The 1580-nt window shown below is 66.8% G+C and carries 1 protein-coding gene; it reads left to right on the top strand.

All coding sequences use genetic code 11. From position 1 onward, the window contains the following. The first annotated feature begins 4 nt into the window (after positions 1 to 4). On the top strand, positions 5 to 973 hold the full coding sequence (locus WA317_RS17335; RefSeq protein ID WP_425174204.1) for a class I SAM-dependent methyltransferase: 969 nt from the start codon (positions 5 to 7) through the stop codon (positions 971 to 973). The last annotated feature ends 607 nt before the right edge of the window (positions 974 to 1580 follow it).

Below are 1580 nucleotides of genomic sequence, written 5' to 3'. Positions count from 1 at the left end.
GACCATGACGAGTACCAATCCGGCACCGCAGCCGCATGCCACCGCTGAGCAGGTGGAAGCCGCCCGGCACGACAGCAAGCTAGCCCAGGTGCTCTATCACGACTGGGAGGCCGAGAGCTACGACGACAAGTGGTCGATCTCCTATGACCAGCGCTGCGTCGACTACGCCCGCGGCCGCTTCGACGCAATCGTCCCGGATTCCGAGATCCGCCGGCTGCCTTATGACCGTGCACTCGAATTGGGCTGCGGGACAGGCTTTTTCCTGCTGAACCTGATCCAGTCCGGGGTGGCGCGGCGCGGTTCGGTCACCGACCTGTCGCCCGGCATGGTGGAAGTTGCGACCCGCAACGGGCAGGCCCTCGGACTCGACATTGACGGCCGGGTCGCCGACGCCGAGGGCATCCCGTACGACGACGACACCTTCGACCTTGTGGTCGGGCATGCGGTGCTGCATCACATTCCCGATGTCGAGCTGTCGCTGCGAGAGGTGATGCGGGTGCTGCGGCCGGGCGGCCGGTTCGTATTCGCTGGCGAGCCGACCACCGTCGGCAATAAATACGCCCGTGCTCTGGCGAACCTGACGTGGAACGTCACCATCCGAGCCGTGAAGCTGCCCGGGCTGGGCAGCTGGCGCCGTCCCCAGGCCGAGCTCGACGAGAACTCACGGGCGGCCGCCCTGGAGTGGGTGGTCGACCTGCACACCTTCGACCCGAACGACCTCGAGCGGATGGCCTGCCGCGCCGGCGCAGTGCAGGTTCGCACCGCCAGCGAGGAGTTCACTGCGGCGATGCTGGGCTGGCCGGTCCGCACCTTCGAGTCGACGGTGCCGCCGGGCAAACTCGGCTGGGATTGGGCCAGGTTCGCGTTCGGCGGTTGGAAGACGCTGAGCTGGGTGGACGCCAAGGTGTGGCGCCGGCTGGTGCCGAAGGGCTGGTTCTACAACGTAATGGTGACCGGGGTCAAGCCGTCCTGAACCTCGGGCTCGACGATCGCTTGCCGGACTTGAGCTACGGACGCGTTGTGGCAACGCCACCGGAAACGCATTGATCTGCCGTTATCAGCGGGTCATATGTTCGCCTTGGGTTGTTGTTACACTCGCCGGGTTCAGCTGACAGCGGTTTGTGCACCGTCGGTGGTCGGGAGAGGAACGCTCATGTCAGGTGCTCGGGGGATCGGCCGGCTAGGTTTGCTGGCCGTGGGATTGGGCATTGGGGCGGCGGGGGCCTCCGCGCCGGGGATCGCCTCGGCCGACACGGTTGTCGACCCATTTGCGTTCGATCTCTGATGTCGTTGCGGTAGGAGTACCCGGTCCTGAGCGCGGGGTTCAACTTCAGCCGCGACGACGTCAGTTATCTGCGGTCCGACTCAGGTACGGCAGCCCTGCAGGCCGTCGCCGGATTCGCGTGGACGGAAAGCAGCCGAGTCGCCGACATCGCGGCGGTGCGAGCCCGATTCGCCGACCGATCGCCGGCGCTGGTGGAGACCACGCTGCTGCGGCGGCGGGCAGCGGCGAAATTTGCCGGCCTGCGCGACGTGTCGGGCTGGTTGTTCACCGACGAAGCGCTGCAGCAGGCCAGCGT

It is taken from the genome of Mycobacterium sp., assembly GCF_049802695.1.
GTDB lineage: Bacteria > Actinomycetota > Actinomycetes > Mycobacteriales > Mycobacteriaceae > Mycobacterium.
Note: the sequence above shows the minus strand (reverse complement) of the source record. Positions and strands in the feature narration are given on the sequence as shown.

Coding starts and splice junctions, on each gene's coding strand:
- WA317_RS17335 (WP_425174204.1), top strand. CDS start 5: ATGACGAGTACCAATCCGGCACCGCAGCCGCATGCCACCGCTGAGCAG.